At 41.8% G+C, this 16,519-nt stretch carries 11 protein-coding genes and 4 tRNA genes; 8 read left to right on the top strand and 7 right to left on the bottom strand.

The features are described from left to right. Window positions 1-49 precede the first annotated feature (49 nt). Window positions 50-1,159: an HPP family protein gene (locus C9E88_RS14445; RefSeq protein WP_106985341.1), complete on the top strand. Its 1,110-nt coding sequence runs from the start codon at window positions 50-52 to the stop codon at window positions 1,157-1,159. Window positions 1,160-1,283: 124 nt separating this feature from the next. Here C9E88_RS14445 and C9E88_RS14440 read toward each other — a convergent pair whose 3' ends face one another. Continuing rightward, a complete protein-coding gene (locus C9E88_RS14440; protein WP_106985342.1) occupies window positions 1,284-1,544 on the bottom strand; it encodes a PspC domain-containing protein in 261 nt (86 codons plus the stop codon). Between the two features lie 286 nt (window positions 1,545-1,830). Here C9E88_RS14440 and C9E88_RS14435 point away from each other — a divergent pair, with 286 nt between their 5' ends. Continuing rightward, window positions 1,831-2,499: a hypothetical protein gene (locus C9E88_RS14435; RefSeq protein WP_106985343.1), complete on the top strand. Its 669-nt coding sequence runs from the start codon at window positions 1,831-1,833 to the stop codon at window positions 2,497-2,499. 23 nt (window positions 2,500-2,522) lie between these two features. Here the strand turns inward: C9E88_RS14435 and C9E88_RS14430 are convergent. From C9E88_RS14430 to C9E88_RS14405, 6 genes are all read right to left on the bottom strand, one after another. After that, a tRNA-Lys gene (locus C9E88_RS14430) sits at window positions 2,523-2,598 on the bottom strand. A 213-nt stretch (window positions 2,599-2,811) separates the two neighbouring features. After that, a tRNA-Lys gene (locus C9E88_RS14425) sits at window positions 2,812-2,887 on the bottom strand. Window positions 2,888-2,934: 47 nt separating this feature from the next. Next, window positions 2,935-3,010, bottom strand: a tRNA-Lys gene (locus tag C9E88_RS14420). A gap of 22 nt (window positions 3,011-3,032) precedes the next feature. Beyond that, window positions 3,033-3,108 (bottom strand) — tRNA-Lys (locus tag C9E88_RS14415). Window positions 3,109-3,237: 129 nt separating this feature from the next. Further along, the gene (locus tag C9E88_RS14410) at window positions 3,238-5,079 is read right to left on the bottom strand and encodes a long-chain-acyl-CoA synthetase (protein ID WP_106985344.1); all 1,842 of its coding nucleotides are present in this window, start codon (window positions 5,077-5,079) and stop codon (window positions 3,238-3,240) included. Between the two features lie 185 nt (window positions 5,080-5,264). Then, window positions 5,265-8,642, bottom strand: coding sequence for an Rne/Rng family ribonuclease (locus C9E88_RS14405; RefSeq protein ID WP_106985345.1), 3,378 nt, complete (start codon window positions 8,640-8,642; stop codon window positions 5,265-5,267). A gap of 757 nt (window positions 8,643-9,399) precedes the next feature. On the opposite strand from C9E88_RS14405, the gene C9E88_RS14400 reads away from it, so the two are divergent. The 6 genes from C9E88_RS14400 (at window position 9,400) to C9E88_RS14375 (ending at window position 16,237) form a co-directional block, all read left to right on the top strand. Further along, window positions 9,400-10,362 (top strand): RluA family pseudouridine synthase, encoded by a 963-nt coding sequence (locus C9E88_RS14400; protein ID WP_106985346.1) that lies wholly within the window; start codon window positions 9,400-9,402, stop codon window positions 10,360-10,362. A gap of 131 nt (window positions 10,363-10,493) precedes the next feature. After that, a complete protein-coding gene (locus tag C9E88_RS14395) occupies window positions 10,494-11,162 on the top strand; it encodes an HAD-IA family hydrolase (protein WP_106985347.1) in 669 nt (222 codons plus the stop codon). 485 nt (window positions 11,163-11,647) lie between these two features. Next, the gene (locus C9E88_RS14390; RefSeq protein ID WP_106985348.1) at window positions 11,648-12,445 is read left to right on the top strand and encodes a 2-keto-4-pentenoate hydratase; all 798 of its coding nucleotides are present in this window, start codon (window positions 11,648-11,650) and stop codon (window positions 12,443-12,445) included. A gap of 36 nt (window positions 12,446-12,481) precedes the next feature. Beyond that, on the top strand, window positions 12,482-13,384 hold the full coding sequence (locus C9E88_RS14385) for an acetaldehyde dehydrogenase (acetylating) (RefSeq protein ID WP_106985349.1): 903 nt from the start codon (window positions 12,482-12,484) through the stop codon (window positions 13,382-13,384). A 10-nt stretch (window positions 13,385-13,394) separates the two neighbouring features. After that, window positions 13,395-14,414, top strand: coding sequence for a 4-hydroxy-2-oxovalerate aldolase (dmpG, locus tag C9E88_RS14380; protein ID WP_106985350.1), 1,020 nt, complete (start codon window positions 13,395-13,397; stop codon window positions 14,412-14,414). Between the two features lie 569 nt (window positions 14,415-14,983). Then, on the top strand, window positions 14,984-16,237 hold the full coding sequence (locus tag C9E88_RS14375) for an OprD family outer membrane porin (RefSeq protein WP_106985351.1): 1,254 nt from the start codon (window positions 14,984-14,986) through the stop codon (window positions 16,235-16,237). Window positions 16,238-16,519 lie beyond the last annotated feature (282 nt).

Raw genomic sequence — 16,519 nt, 5'->3', positions numbered from 1 at the left:
GTGTCGCCTATAATTCGTTTAAATATAAAACAGCAAATGCAGGTCTCACGTGTTTCACTCCAAAGCAGCTTGGCTCAATACCCTAAAACCTAATTTTAAAGTGCTCCCGCTTAAAGACCGCGTCTTATGTGGGGTAGGGGCTTTGCTTGGATTAAGTATTTCCTCGCTCATCAGTTGGCTTGCACTAGGTAACCTAAATGCATGGTATATCGCGCCTATGGGCGCATCTTCAGTGCTGTTGTTTGCTGTGCCTGCTAGTCCTTTGGCACAGCCCTGGAATATGGTGGTTGGTAACAGTATTGCGGCGCTCATCGGTGTGACCTGCGCAATGTGGATACCCAATCAGACTGAAGCATTTAGTGTAGCCGTTGCGCTGGCTATCGTGCTGATGATGACCACAGATTCCTTACATCCGCCGAGTGGCGCAGTGGCGATTACTGCGGTGCTGGGTGGCAAAGCTGTACAAGATTTGGGTTATGCATTTCTGTTTTATCCTGTGCTATTAAATTCTGTATTGCTGATGGCCTTTGCTATATTTTATAACCGTTTGCTTGGTAAACCATATCCGCAGCGTCCACAGGTCAATATACGCAGCGCAGATCCGACACCGACGCAAAAAGTATCTATTCGGCCAGTAGATATTCAGCAGGTATTAGAACGTCAGAGCCAGTTGCTCGATATTAGTGAATATGACTTACAGAAAATTATTTTAGAAGCACAGCAGTTGGCAAACCGTCGCAATTTAAGTCAGTTTAGCTGTCGTGACATTATGAGCCGTCAGGTGCTTACTTTGAGGGCCGAAGATGATATTCAGTCGGCTTTAGAAAAATTTAAACAGGTGAATTTAATGAGCCTGCCGGTGGTAGGTGATTTGGACCGATTGGTGGGTAATTTAGCTTTGTATGAGGTCGTGGAGTGGTTCAAACGCGCTGCTGATCCTAAAGCCAGCTGGGAAAATCACGTATATCAGATTATGAATCCTAAAGTGGTGACTGTCAGACCAGATCAACCGATTGAAGATTTAGTTCCATACTTTGTTGAGCGTTCTTTTAATTACATCCCTGTGGTTGAAAATCAGCGCTTAATTGGCATGATTAGTCGTGCAGACATGATTGCAGCCTTAAATCAGCAAATTCACTTCTTAAAAGAGAAAGCTTAAATGTAGGCAAAAAAAAGCTGTAGGCTTTTGGGGGAAAACCTACAGCGACCAAAGAGGTCTAAGGGATCTCTATTGTGTTTATAACAACAGACTAAAATTAAAATAACCTGAATTTAAATGCAGATTATTGCAACGGATCATTATTTACAGTACGTACAGGGTGGTCATAGCCTTGCATATTTTTGTATTGGCTTTGCTGTTTTGGAATCACCAGCCATAAAACCAAATACACCAAAATCCCTGGAAATGCTGCACTCATACATGAAACGATCACGAAAATAACGCGCAACAAATTTGCATTCCAACCAAAACGTTCAGCAATACCGCCCATTACACCCGCAATCATGTTTGAACGGTTCGAACGATATAAACCAACATTGGCCATTCAAGTCTCCTTAATTCATCAATTGTTATATGAAGCATCATGTGAACGATAAAACTTAATTCAATCATGCATCCATACTTTTAAAATGGTGACATGGATCAATTTTTAAAGCTGTTTTAAGCAAAAAAAACGTAAAGATATGTAAAAGAATGAGGATTTAGAAAATAATGGTGGCATACATTTAATTTTAAAAATTTATACAGCATACATATCTATAAAATTTAGAGTTTTTTAATGTCTGATAAGCAATTGGTCATCATATATAAGAGTAGAGCATATTTTACTGATGAAAATTTTAACCGCTCTTCACTTATCGAAGTATTGCCAGCGTTGGGTGACGAAGCAAGTTTGGCTAGGCATGATGGTTTTATCATGCTTTGCCCTCATAGGGTGTAGCTCACCTGAGCATCAAGCCAGTAATGTGCAAAAAGATGTCATCCAAGTGGATAGGTTGGATCTAGAAAAACAGAAGGGTCGTGCTTTATTGAATGTGGCGTTGGGGCAGGAGAGGGTTGCGATCGCTGAACAACCTATGAATGTGGGCTTGGTGAACCAAGAGGCGATGCCTTATGTTGGCCGTTATGCCACGAAAATTGATTGCGAAGATGCTTTTGTCGGTTGTGAAAGTGGTGAAGCTGATTTCATTATCAGTTTATCACCCAATGGTATAGCACATCGCATGATTAAACATCGTGGCTCCATTACCTTTACCTCCAATCAACAATATCGGCAGGACCATTGGTCTTATGACCCAAATGTGCATCAAATTATTTTGCATCGTGCTTCAGGGGGCGACTTTTTTTATGATATTGATGCTAAAAAAAATATTGTGATGGATTTGGATAAAATTGCTCATGCAACTGAAGTGAATCAGCAATATTTTGCTGAAGGGAATCCATTGCCACTGAAAGCTTATGTGCTAGAAAAAATTAATACTCGATCTGTGCAAGAATAGATCAAATTGAAAATAACAGAATGTGGTGGGTTGTGTGGGGTTCGAACCTACGACCAATAGATTAAGAGTCTACTGCTCTACCAGCTGAGCTAACAACCCTTTGTCAGGATTAGTGAACTTAAAGCATTGCTTTGAAGTATCACCCGAGTGCAAAAGTGAATGTATAGACGTCAAAAAACACCGTACATTGCAACATCGGTATAGCAAAATTTCGAGAATGGCAAATACACCCGAATGGGTAGATTGGTCTTGGTCGGAACTTGCAGGTTTCTTTTTCTTCGCATGCCGGAAGAAAGAAGCCCTAAGAAAGAATGGTGGGTCGTCCGCGACTCGAACGCGGGACCAATAGATTAAAAGTCTACTGCTCTACCAACTGAGCTAACGACCCTTAGGGGGTATACTGCATTTTAGTCTAAAACCGAAGTTTTAGAAAGATGGTGGGTCGTCCGCGACTCGAACGCGGGACCAATAGATTAAAAGTCTACTGCTCTACCAACTGAGCTAACGACCCATCTTTGGGGTATCGAAGTAAATGGTGGGTCGTCCGCGACTCGAACGCGGGACCAATAGATTAAAAGTCTACTGCTCTACCAACTGAGCTAACGACCCATATCACTTGATGGTGCGTATTGTAGCAAGATATCGATTGAGCGCAAGTAAAAAATCATAAACTTGCTTTTGTTTGTTTATAAATACAACAAAAAAGCCCGTTTTTATCAAAAAACGGGCTTTTTATAATCAGAAACGATACTTGTAGGCGTTAATGTTGCTTAAAATATCTGCAGTTAAGTCACAGTAAGCATCACTATTGGGTAGCCAAACCAAGATACGATCACTGGTTTTTTCAGGATCAAAGCCTTGTTCTTTTAACTTACTCTTTTGATATTTAAAGGTGCCTGTGGTTTCAACTTGCTGTTGTATGCGTAAAAACAACGGGACTGCATAGGCTGGAAGGCATTTTTTAAATTCAACCAGCATATCTTTGCAGTCTTGTTCATCTAATACAGCATTTGGGTGTAGGGTAATGGCTGCCATACCTGCACGACCATTGGTATTTGGAATTTCTACACCATAAACTACGGCTTCTGAAATTTTACTGTACTCACTCACCATGTTCTCAACTTCAGTTGTTGACACATTCTCGCCTTTCCAGCGGAAGGTATCACCTAGGCGATCCACAAATTGTGCATGGCGGAAGCCAATATCACGCACTAAATCGCCGGTATTGAAGTAAGCATCGCCATGCTTAAACATATCTTTGATAATGACCGATTTATTTTTTTCTGGATCGGTATAGCCATCGAACGGTGAGCGACGGGTAATTTTACCCACCAATAGCCCCACTTCACCTTTTTTAACTTTAATGCACCATCCTTTTTTATTGCGGATGGGCTCATTCTTTTCTTTATCAAATTGAATAACCGCATACGGTGTTGGCGAGAAGCCTACAGTATTGTCAAAGTTAAATACGTTACTAAAGCCAACGTTGCCTTCACTCGACGCATATAACTCTAAGACTTCTTCAATACCAAAGCGTTCTTTAAATTTGTCCCAGATATTTGGGCGCATACCGTTACCAATCATTTTGGTGACACGGTGGCCTTTTTCAAGATCAGATCGTGGTGCATCCATAAGATAGCGACACAGCTCACCAACATAGCCAATCGCTGAGGCATCAAATTTTTGTACATCTTTCCAAAAAGAGGAAGTTGAGTATTTACGACGAATTGCGAGTGTTGCAGCACCTGCAATCACACCACACCAGCACACCACAGTACCTGTTGCATGGTAAAGGGGCAGGGTGACATACATGACGTCATCTGGAGTGAGATTTAAAATATGACCGTAAGTGCCATAAGCCAATGTCCAACGACTATTGGTAAAAATCACGGCCTTAGGGAGGCCGGTGGTGCCAGAAGTGTAAATATAAAACAGACCATCTTTGCCTTTTACACTTTGTGTGGTTGGTGGGTTGAATTTTGGAAATTGCTCAATCAGCTGAGCGAGGTTTTGAAAGCCTTTAGGTGCTTTACCTGCATCTATTAGTGTTGCTTGATCGGCAAACCAATGTAAACGCTCTGGTGCGACGCTCAGGTCATTACGAATTTCATCAACAGCAACACGGCATTCTTCACCTACAATCACAGCGATCGGGTTCACAAGGTTAATGCTATGTGCGAGCACCTTACCTACTTGAGAGGTATTCACCAGTGCAGCCGTCACGCCAATTTTTGCTAACGCAACAATACATGCCACCAACTCAGAGCGGTTTTCAATCATCACCGCAATCACATCACCTTTTTTAGCTCCGAGGGAAAGGTAGTAATGCGAAATCTGGTTAGCCCATTGGTTGAGCTCGGTATAGGTATATTTTTGTTCTTCAAAGAGTAAAGCCATGCCATTTGGATTGCGCTTAACGGCTTTTTCAAATGCGAGACCAAGACCAGCAGGTGTATTTGGAGTGCGTAAATAGGCTTGTTTTAGTCCCGTCAATAAATTAGGGACTTTGCTCATAAATTTTGGAATTTTAGCAGCGACATCCGCAATCCCAATCAGGTCGTGTTGTGTAGTTTGGCTCATGAGAATCCTAGTTATTTTGCGTAATCCAATACGTCTTTTGTTAGCGGTATATGATGCATTCAGTAGAGATATTGGTTTTTAATCGTTTTAATCTAGTGCAATCAACCTAATTTGACAAAAGTATCAAAAAAAAACCAGTCACCGAAATGACTGGATTTTTTTAATCAGCTGCAATTTTGCAAGTATTACTCAGCTGAAGTATTACTTTTCTTTGGTGGACGACCACGAGGACGGCGCGGGCGAGCTGGTTTGTCTTTGTCTGCTTTGACTTTTTCGTCATCCGCATCAACGACATCCGTATTTTCTGCGGCTTCCTGAACCTCAGACTCAGCTTCAACAACTTCATTCACTTCAACAGGTGTTGCTTCAACTTCTGCTGGTGTTTCAGTTGCTTCTTCTACAACTGGCTCTATTGCAAGCGTTGCTTGAGTAGGTGCGAGTTCTTCAAGCACTGGAGCGACTTCAGCTACATGTTCAATAGTTGGTGTTGCTTCAGTTGTGCTTTCAGCTGTTTCGGTTACTTCAGCTTGCGCGCTTTTCGCTTGCTCAAGGGCTTGTTCTGCCGCCAATTTAGCTAAACGACGACGCACACGTGGATCATTTGAAACACGATTTTCAGAAGTTGCTTTCGGTGGTGTTAAGTCCAATACCGGTGCAGGTTCTGCTTGAGGTGCTGCTTTAGCAACGACAACATCACGTGTGACAGGTTTTTTCTCAACAGCTGTTGGTGCAACTGTAGAAAGTATAGCTGCATACTCTTCCGTGAATTTTTGCAATGCACGGTTGAATGTTGGAATTAAACCAAACTGTTCAATTAGCACAGAGCAGTCTTCACCATAGACATGGCGAATTAGACTCCCCACAGTATATTCACCCAAAGTTGGTACTTGTGAAGGTGATAACTTCGGTGCCTGAGCTTGACGATTTTGCGCTTCACGTTGCTGACGACGACGTTGACGTGGGTCATTGCTTGCACGTTTCACTGGTGCATCTTGAACTGGCTTTTCAGCAGGTTCTTGATGTGCTTTGGCTTTGCTCTTGTGCTCCGCTTTTGGTGCTTCAGTAACAACAGCAGTTTCTGCTGGTGTAGCTTCTGCAACTTGTGCACGTGCTGGCTTTTCAGCTTTTGCTGGTGCTTCAGGCGTTAAAGCAACAATTTCACTTTGCGCTTGATCAAGGTTTACCACCATAGCAGTTGGAAGAATCTCTTGGCGAGGTACTTCAATAGTTTCTACTTTAGGTTGGCGCGAAGCGACAGCAGGCGTGTTTTCAACTGCCAACTCTTGAGCAATGGTTTGCTCATTTAAAACGCTTGGATCGCGGTGGCGATTTGGGCGGTTTGGACGTTGGTGGTTGTTGCGATCACGACGTGGAACAGCTTGTTGCTCATGATTTTGTTGCACATCATGCTGCTGTTGTTCGTTGTGATTGTTGTTGTGTGGGCGACGTGAGTTGCGCTTGTTTTCACGCGCTTCTTGACGTTGCTCTTGACGCGACACTTGGAGCACTTCTTCATGCACTTGATGTTGTGGTGCATTGTCTTGAACAACTTGCTCACGTGGTTCTTTGTGTTTGTTGCGTTGCTTTTTGTTGTGGTTGCGCTGAGTTGCTTTTTCGTCTTTCTCAACATGCTTTTCTGTTTCACGAACATCAGGCTTATGTGTAACAGACGTAGACGGCGCTAAGTACACATTGCTTGCAGGTGCGGCAACTGGTGCAGCTGCTGTAGCAACTTGACCCACTTGGCCAAATTGACCACGGCTTACAGCACCACCATTCACCATTTGTTCAATCATGGTTGCTGCATTATTTGCAGTACGTGATTGATCGATGGTTGCAGCTTGCTTTTGTACAAACAAGTTTTCTAACCAAGCACATGGGCTAGAGCTTGCAACAGCAGGTGCTGGCGCTTGAGCGACAGGTGCTTGTTGTGCAGCTTGAGCCTTGTGTTGTGACTTTTTATGGCCTTTTTCTTGTGTTTGAACAGGCGCTTGAGCGACTTGTTGTTCGTCTTCTAAATGCCATTCAGAAGCTTCATAGCCCAATTCTTTTTCGCTTGAACGTGTTGCTTCAGTACGCTCGTAGCTGGTTGGCGCAAAGCCTTCTGGGTTGTATGAAATTTCGTAATGTGGTGTTTCTAAATGCGGGTGAGGCAATACAGTGACACGTACATTTGAAGTTTGTTCTAAGTACACAAGGCTATGACGTTTTTCATTCAATAAGAAGGCTGCAATTTCTACAGGAACTTCAACTTGAACTTCACCATGACGCTCGCGAAGGGCAATCTCTTCAACTTTACGCATAATTGAAAGTGAAAGAGAGCGTAGGTCACGAACCATACCAGTGCCGTGGCAACGTGGGCATACATAACCGGTTGCTTCTTCGAGTGATGGACGTAAGCGTTGACGGCTCATTTCCATTAAACCAAAGCGAGACAATTGACCGAATTGAATGCGGGCACGGTCGCTTTGTGTAGCTTCACGAAGTTTCGCTTCAACCATACGTTGGTTGCGGTCTTTGGTCATGTCGATGAAGTCGATAACAACCAAGCCACCAATGTCGCGTAAACGAAGTTGGCGCGCAATTTCTTCAGCTGCTTCTAAGTTGGTGTTGAGTGCAGTTTCTTCTACATCGTGACCACGTGTTGATTTCGCTGAGTTAATGTCGATAGACACTAAAGCTTCAGTTTGGTCAATCACAATTGAACCACCAGAAGGAAGTTTAACTTCACGCTCATAAGCCGTTTGAATTTGGCTTTCAATACCAAAATGAGCGAATAACGGTTCATTTAAGGTATAGGTTTTTAGTTTGTCGATTTGACGAGGCATCACAGCTTTAACAAAGTTATATGCTTCGTTATACGCTTGTTCAGAGTCAATCAGAATTTCTGCAACGTCATCACGTAGATAGTCACGAATTGCACGTGTTACGACACCAGCTTCTTGATGAACAAGCATTGGTGATGGACCTGAATTAGACGTGCTTTGGATTTGAGCCCAAAGGTCTAATAAGTGCTGTAGGTCAAGTTGCAATTCTTCTTGTGAACGGCCAATACCTGCAGTACGTACAATTACGCTCATACCGCGAGGGATATTTAAAGATGCCAACATTTCTTTCAATTCTTCACGAACTGAACCAGAAATTTGACGACTAATACCGCCACCTTTAGGGTTGTTTGGCATAAGTACCAAATAACGACCCGCAAGTGAAATGAAAGTAGATAAAGCTGCGCCTTTGTTGCCGCGTTCTTCTTTTTCCACTTGAACTAAAAGTTCAGTGCCTTCCGTGATGAGCTCACGAATGTTTGAAGTTTGACGAGGGTCAGCTTTGTAATATGAGTTGGCAATTTCCCGCATCGACAAGAAACCTTGACGACCTGCACCGTATTCAACGAATACAGCTTCTAGAGAAGGTTCAACGCGAGTCACGTGACCTTTATAGATGTTGGATTTTTTTTGCTCACGCGTACGATTTTCTAAGTCAAAATCGTAAAGACGTTGTCCAGTGACAAGTGCAACGCGAATCTCTTCGGCATGTGTTGCATTAATCAACATACGTTTCATGGAGTAACACCTAATAGTGATACACAACAAAACATCGCTATACACGTAGCGAACATCAAACAACGGATCAACCCTCAGATCTCAAATATACCGATTGCGGTCTGAGTTTTTTTACCGGCCTTCTTTATAGTGGGCTTCGGTTTTTGATTCACGTATTGATGATGGCAATACGGCTTCAATCTTTAAACGATTAAAGTCACCTCATGGATTCACTGGCGGACAAGCGGTACATTGGATGTGAGTAACTTTCACTGTCACATTGCTCAAAGATCATCCCTTCTTTGTAGATAGAGTGTCTTGATACGGAATTATCATCGTATCTTTACAACTTGTGCAGATCCAATGTATCAACGCTGTAGCCTGAATGCAGCATTAGGGCGCGACTAATCTGATGTGTATCAGTTTACGTTTAAAACCAACTAAAGTTGGCAGCATATTTTTTTGGGTAAGCTGCTTTTACATCGTATAGATGTAATTAAACGCAACAGCTTACAGTTTTGCCGATATAATAAGCCTTCGGCGTCGGCATAATTCTTTTGGGACCTATGCGTATTTAGATGGGCATTTCATTGAAAAAGCATGCTCAGTAAACTGAAACGATTCAACTTTTGTCCACCAACGATGGTTTCCGTGCGCTGACTATATCAAACCTTGCATCATCTGCCTATGGGCTAAGCTTATGTTTCTTGTGTAAAGCATAGCCTAAATGATCAGTTTTTAACCAAATTTAGTATTTTTTTTAGGTCACAGTAATTGTATGAATTCTACACAGCAATGGCAAAGCGTCACTTGGTTTGAAGTGGATGAGCATCAAGCGGGACAGCGCATTGATAATTTTCTATTTACCCGACTCAAAGGCGTACCTAAAAGTCGAATTTATCGTTTGATTCGTGAAAGCCAAGTGCGTGTAAATAAAAAACGCGTGAAAGCAGAAACTAAATTAAATATTGGCGATCAAGTTCGGGTTGCCCCAATTCGCTATGAACAAAAAGACGAATCAGCCGTACCTGTGTCAGATAAAGTGGCACAAAGTTTATTGGCGCGTGTGATTTACGAAGATGAAGGCTTAATGGTGGTAAATAAGCCATCAGGTATTGCTGTGCATGGCGGTAGTGGTGTGGCTTATGGCTTGATTGAAGGCTTACGTGCTGCTACAGGTAAAAAATATTTAGAGCTGATTCACCGTATTGACCGTGATACATCTGGTTTGGTGATGATTTCTAAAAAGCGTAGTGTATTGAAGACTTTACAAGATATGTTGCGCGAGCACAAAATTCAAAAGACCTATGCGGCTGTGGTCAAAGGCCAAGTGAGTTTAGATAAACAGTTGATTGATCAGCCACTACTTCGTTATGAATTGGCCAATGGCGAGCGTCGTGTACGCGTGTCTAAAGACGGTAAAGAATCGAAAACCCAGTGGAATGTTCAAGAACGCTTTATGCATGCAACTTTGGTGTACGCTTCGCCATTGTCTGGTCGTACCCATCAGATTCGTGTGCATGGCCTGAGTATTGGTCATCCGTTGGTGGGTGATGATAAATACGGTCATGAAACTGACTATAAAGGTCCGAAACCGCGCCGTTTATGCTTACATGCAATGCGCCTTGAAATTCCAGGTTATGCGACGATTGAGGCGCCATTACCTGAAGACATGCAAAGTTTAGTGGCGCAGCTGCGCGCACAGAAAGCGGATAAACCAGCTGCAACGCCTGAGGATTAATTTTTAAATTGTTGTCCTTTCTATAGCTCTGCGCTGTGTAAAATTGAGTTAGATCTCATTTCTCCCAAGCCTGCTCTACAAGGGGTAGGCACATGATTTGTTTTAAGCAGAATCAAATTTAGGAAAATTGTATGAAAAAACCAGTAGAACTGATCATTTTTGATTGGGATGGCACTTTATTTGATTCCGTTGGACAAATTGTGGCAAGTCTTATGTTTGCTGCCGAGCAGTATCAGCAACCGCTGACTGCTGAAGATGCAAAAAGCATTATTGGCCTAGGTTTACCAGAAGTTGCTCAGCGTTTATTTCCGAATGTACCTGAATTACATGAAGAGATTTTACAAAGCTATGCAACCCATTATGTCGCGAACTCAAAAGGTGATGCATGGTTTGCAGGCGTGTCAGAAATGCTACGTGATTTGAAAGATCAAGGAGTGCAATTGGCGGTTGCTACAGGGAAGAGTCGTAAAGGTTTAGACCGTGTGTTACATCAGACGCAAAGCGAAGATTTATTTGTTGCAACACGTGCTGCCAGTGAAACTAAATCCAAACCCGATCCGTTGATGTTGCAAGAAATCTTGCAGCAAACAGGTGTGGTTGCAGAGGCTGCAATTATGGTGGGGGATACCTCTTATGATTTGCAGATGGCGCAAAATATTCAGATGCCTCGAGTTGGGGTGCTATATGGTGTGCATGATCAGCAAGTACTGTCGCAATTTGCTCCACTGGCAATTGTGTCTGATGTGCGTAAATTGCATGATTTTCTTTTGGCACAAGTACAAGATATTGAACTGATTTAAGCTTTAACTGGCTTAAATAAAGAGAAATGGCGGGTGGCTAGTATCTAGCGAGTCCCGCCTTTTTTTATGCAATATTGGAAAAATTTGAAGCTTATATTGGTAGGCATAGTCTTAAAAAAACAACAAATGATCTAGTCTTTTAGTCGTATATAGGGGGTTTATTTTCGATTGAAGGAAATTCATACACCCGCTGTGATTTTGATTGCAGCTTATTGTTTAATCTTAAAGTTTTGTTTTTAAATAATAAATCCGAGTTAATTTATAGGAATTAGCTATTGTTAGAAATAAAATAAGTATTGGCACTTGAATAGCAAAATCCCGATTCTAAACCAGTTTATTCATATAAGCGTTCTCTGCTGAAGCACCTGCCAGACATGATTGTTGGTTAGGAAGGGTTGAGGTTCATTGACTTTACACATGAACTTTAAATTGACTTTTCACAGATGGCGCTGTAAGTCCCATTTTTGCAGTTTAAGGAAACATTGATGTCGAATTCTGCTGTTGTTGAGTCAGTTGCTTTAGCACTGCGAGAAGCTGAACTATCAAAAAAAGCGATTGCGCCAATCCGTCCACAACTTGGCGGTGAAAGTGCAGATGTTGATATTGCGTATGCAGTTCAGGAAGTAAATACTGCGCGCGCTTTAACAGAAGGTCGTCGTTTAACTGGCCGTAAAATTGGTTTGACTTCAAAAGTAGTTCAAGCACAGTTGGGCGTAGATCAGCCTGACTTTGGTATGTTATTTGCCGATATGGCTTATGGTGATGGCGAAGCGATCCCAGCGGGTCTTTTGATCCAGCCTAAAGTTGAAGCAGAAATCGCTTTAGTGATCAAAGCAGATTTAACGAAAGAAAAACACACTTACGCAGACATTATTAGTGCAACTGACTATGCACTTCCTGCGGTAGAAGTGGTTGATAGCCGTATCGAAAATTGGAAAATTTCATTGATTGATACCGTGGCTGATAATGCATCTTCAGCGGCTTATGTTTTAGGTTCACGCCCTGTGAAACTGGAAAACCTTGATCTTGTAAATTGCAAAATGACCATGACTCGCGCGGGCGAAGTGGTATCTCAAGGTGTTGGTAAAGCATGTCTTGCAAACCCACTGAATGCTGCTGTTTGGTTGGCAGATGAAATGGTACGCCGTGGTCGTCCACTTTTGGCAGGTGACATTATTTTGACTGGTGCGCTTGGCCCAATGGTTGTGGCAAACGCGGGTGACGAATTTGTGGTTGAAATTGAAGGTTTTGGTTCTGTAACAGCTGCATTTGCTGCTGAATAAGACTTGGCCTGAGCAAAATTTTTAGAGAGTACGTTAATGAAAAAGATTAAATGTGCAATGATCGGTCCAGGTAATATTGGTACTGATTTGCTTTACAAACTTCAACGCAGCGAATGGTTAGAACCAGTATGGATGGTGGGTATTGACCCAACTTCTGAAGGTCTTGCACGTGCTGCAAAAATGGGTTTGAAAACCACTGCTGAAGGCGTAGATGGTTTACTTCCGCATATTATCGAAGACGACATCAAAATTGCATTTGATGCAACTTCAGCTTATGTACATGCTGAAAACAGCCGCAAGTTAAATGAACTTGGCGTGTTAATGATTGACTTAACACCTGCTGCAATTGGTCCATTCTGCGTACCACCAGTGAACTTGAATGCTTTACTTGAATCAGGTGAAGTACCAAACGTAAACATGGTGACATGTGGTGGCCAAGCAACAATTCCAATGATTGCTGCGATTGCTAGCGTTCAGCCTGTGAACTATGGCGAAATCATTGCAACTGCTTCGACTAAGTCTATTGGCCCTGGTACACGTAAAAATATTGATGAATTTACCCGTACAACTGCAAGCGCAATTGAAAAAGTTGGCGGTGCAAAACAAGGTAAAGCCATCATTATTATTAACCCAGCTGAGCCACCAGTATATATGCGCGATACAGTGCATTGCTTAGTTGAAGGTGAGCCTGATCAAGCTGCTATTACTGAAGCTGTTCATGCCATGCTTAAGGAAGTTCAAAAATATGTACCAGGTTACAAACTTGTAAATGGTCCTATTTTTGATGGCAACCGTGTTTCTATCTTCTTAGAAGTAGAAGGTCTAGGTGACTTCTTGCCTAAATATGCGGGTAACCTCGATATTATGACTGCAGCAGCTGCGCGTACTGCAGAAATGTTTGCAGAGCGTTTAATCGCATCACAAGTTGCTGAAGCTTAAGGAGCACATCATGTCTAAAGTGATTATTAATGATATGACGCTACGTGATGGTATGCACCCACAGCGCCATCAAACTACTGTTGAGCAAATGATTGCCATTTCGACTGCTTTAGATGAAGCAGGTGTACCTTTAATTGAGGTGACACATGGTGATGGTCTTGGCGGTAACTCAGTAAACTACGGTTTTGCTGCTGCGACAGATGAAGAATATTTATCTGCAGTTGTACCACGTATGAAAAATGCCAAAGTAACAGCATTATTGTTGCCTGGTATTGGTACGGTTGATCATTTGCACATGGCACATGAAATTGGCGTATCTACGATTCGTGTTGCAACGCACTCAACAGAAGCAGATTGCTCTGAACAGCACATCACTGCTGCACGTAAGTTGGGTATGGACACTGTTGGTTTCTTAATGATGGCGCACATGGCTTCTCCAGAGCGTTTATTAGAAGAAGCGAAAAAGATGGTGTCTTATGGCGCAAACTGTATCTATGTGACTGACTCTGCGGGTTATATGCTTCCGCAAGATGTTAAAGACCGTGTTGATGCTTTACGTCAAAACCTAGATTCAAACATCGAAATCGGTTTCCATGGTCACCATAACTTAGGTATGGGCGTGGCAAACACGGTTGCTGCTGTTGAAGCGGGCGCGATTCGTGTCGACTTGGCATCTGCAGGTTTGGGTGCTGGCGCGGGTAACACACCACTTGAGCTATTTGTAGCTGTTGCGAACCGTATGCAAATGGAAACTGGCGTTGACTTGTTTAAAGTACAAGACATTGCTGAAGACCTAGTAATTCCAATGATGCACAACCCGATCCGTGCCGATCGGGATGCTGCAACATTAGGTTATGCAGGCGTTTACTCTTCATTCTTGTTATTTGCTAAACGTGCTGAAGCAAAATATGGTGTTTCTGCGCGTGAAATTCTTCTTGAGCTTGGTCGTCGTGGTACGGTTGGTGGTCAAGAAGACATGATCGAAGATTTAGCTTTAACAATGTCTAAAGCACGTGAATTACAAGCTTAATATTACTTAAGCGAAGTTCACTAAAAAGCACTCCATTTGGGGTGCTTTTTTTGTTTATCGCACATGAATTTTAGGCAAAGGTCTGATGTTGCCGATTGGCCGATGATGTTGTTAAAAAGAGATTTTGCATGTCATGACAGAGTCATTGTTTGCTGAAACAATTCAACTTAATAAAACTGTTGAAAAATATGTTATTTTTTTGATCTAAACATTTGAAATTAATAGTTTTAATATATTGTATTATTTGTTTTAAATATAAGTTTGGGGGCGAGATTAGGCCTTTATTTTAAGGTGTTAAACTTAAAAGCAATAAGTAGCGTGTAGAACTGAATTAAAAACTTTAAAAAATAATTTTAACCATGATAAAACATTTACTTATTTAAACCACATGATAAATAAAGTGGAAAACAGTTATTGCTGAAAACTCTAAACAAAATCAGTCAAAATTACGCAATGAATCAGGATGTGATATTCATCGAAAAAACTTAATACTGTGGTCTGATTTCTCAAACTCGCATTGTTCAGCATGATAGCACCATAGCTTAATTTGATGATTTAGGAAGAGAGCCATGCGTCGTCAAAACTTATGGATAGCAATGCTTGCTGCGACAGCAACTTTAGGGACAACTGCATCTCATGCAGACTTTATTGGCGACAGTCAGGTTCAATTGAAATTTAAAAATTTCTATTTAGACCGTCAAATTGAAGATACGCCAAACAAAAACTGGGGTTCATGGAGTCAAGGCATCACACTGGATGCCAAATCAGGTTACCAAGATATTGGTGGTGGTGTTCAAGTAGGTGCAGACCTTTTGGTACAACATGCCTTTAAACTCAATGGCCGTGATGCAAATGCAGACTTCATTTTGCCGCATGATGGTAAAGAGTCGAAAGATGAATTTGGCAAAGTCGGTGCGACCTTAAAAGCAAAAGTAGCTAAAACAGAATTGAAAGTAGGTGAATTGTTACCCGTTTCTCCAGTTTTAGTCTTTGACCCATCGCGTCAACTACTCACTACATTTAGTGGTGCATGGTTAGAGTCTAAAGACATTAAAGACACAAAATTGACCTTGGCTTATATTGACGGCATTAATAACCGTTATGACAACCAATTCCGTGATTTGACTTTATTTGCTCCTGCAAAAGGTGCGAGCTATTACGATAATGGCCCAAAATCAGACGGTATGTATATTGCGGGTGTTGACCATCAGTTTACACCTGAAATTGGCGGGAGCTACTGGTATGCCGATGTGCAAGATATTTATCGTCAAAACTATGTTGGCCTAAACTACAAAACGAAATTAGGTGAAAAAGCGAAATTTGATAGCCATATTCGTTATTTTGACAATGCAGATTCAGGCAATAGCTTATATGGGCCGATTGATAATCAGGCATTATCAGTAGGTGCAAAAGTGAATTATGGTTCACATACAGTCGGCTTGGGTTACCAACAGATGTTTGGTGATGATGCTTTCCCTACATTGGGTGGCTGGGTACCACAGCCATACTTAGTGAACTGGGGTGTAGCAACATTCACTGCGAAAAATGAAAAATCATTAGGCTTAACTTATGCTTATGACTTCTCAGAAATGGGCGCTAAAGGTTTAAATGCGACAGCAGTTTACATGATGGGCCAAGATGCTGAGAGCAATGGTAAGAAAGATCAGAAGTCTGATGAGCTGAATTTAATTGTGAATTACACCGTGCCAGAAGGTAAGTTGAAAGGTTTAGGTTTCCAAGCAATGTATATTGATGCGAACTTTGACTATAGGCCAGACCTAGAGGAATACCGTGTAGCAACAACTTATACCTATAAGTTCTAATTTGTAGGTTTAAAAAACAAAGGGTAATCCAAATTGGGTTGCCCTTTTTTTATGCATCCATATTCCAGTGGAAAATACCCGATGCTTTTTAAGGAAATGAAATAAAAATAAGTCATTAAAAACAAATATTTAAATTATATTAATTTTATTGTTTATGATCGTAATTTTGTATCAGTAGCTACGCGGATAGCGGGTAATATGCAATGGTAAAACTCAAAATATTTAATTCATTGGCGTTTAAATCCGGATGTGATTGAAACGCAAGTACGACGCTGTACGAGG

It is taken from the genome of Acinetobacter cumulans, assembly GCF_003024525.3.
Lineage (GTDB): Bacteria > Pseudomonadota > Gammaproteobacteria > Pseudomonadales > Moraxellaceae > Acinetobacter > Acinetobacter cumulans.
Note: the sequence above shows the minus strand (reverse complement) of the source record. Positions and strands in the feature narration are given on the sequence as shown.